Consider the following 821-nt stretch of genomic DNA (forward strand, 5'->3'; position numbering starts at 1 on the left):
CTAATTTTATTATCTCTTTCTTATATTCTACAGAAAACTCTCTTCTCTTACTCATTTGATAAACACATCCTTCTTTATTGTTATTATAACGTCTTTTCTATGTGTCTATCAAATAGGGTATACTCCAAATAAGAGATACTGTATATAATGGGCTATATGATTATGTTGGTACTTATGCTGCAACAGTAATAGCTGAGGGCGTTAAATATGCTATAATGTATTTATCACCAGTATAAACCGTTAGAGGATGTGTTAAAGTAATTGGATAAGGATTATGAATTAGAACTGATAAGAAAAACTATTTCAAAACTTTGTTTTGATTTTAATTTTACATCATTTAGTTTGGTGGCTTTAGAATCAAATTATACTAAGGAGCAAACGGAACAAATAGAATTTCTAATTAATGATTGTGTTAGAAAAAGAAATGATATTTCAAAACAAGAATTTAAAAAAGAAATTGAGACTATTTTAAATAAACAATTTGTAGACTATGCACCTATAAATAGAATCTTAGAAGGTTTTAGAAGTGATTACAAAATGGGGGCAGACGGATTAATGTATAAATTCGTTGACCGATTGTTAAACATGGATTAAGTTTAAAAAAGTTCGTTATTTATTATGATAACGGGCTTTTTTGTTGGATAAAAAATAATTAATTATAATAAACGGGTTGAATATTTTGGCTCGTTTATTATAATATATAAGTTCTAATAAAGTTTCTACATCTTAATACATAGCCTGTCTATTGTTCGTGTAGGAACTTTATTTATTGTTTCAATGAAATTTTGTACAGCAACTCTAATACCAACCAAACTTTTAAA

The 821-nt window shown here is 26.8% G+C and carries 1 protein-coding gene; it reads left to right on the forward strand.

Annotated elements, in window-relative coordinates; translation table 11 throughout:
• The first annotated feature begins 261 nt into the window (after positions 1 to 261).
• Positions 262 to 594 carry a hypothetical protein gene (locus tag CLPUN_RS09990; RefSeq protein ID WP_077847139.1) on the forward strand — a complete coding sequence of 111 codons (333 nt, stop codon included), beginning with the start codon at positions 262 to 264 and terminating at the stop codon, positions 592 to 594.
• The last annotated feature ends 227 nt before the right edge of the window (positions 595 to 821 follow it).

It is taken from the genome of Clostridium puniceum (assembly GCF_002006345.1).
Taxonomy (GTDB): Bacteria; Bacillota; Clostridia; order Clostridiales; family Clostridiaceae; genus Clostridium; species Clostridium puniceum.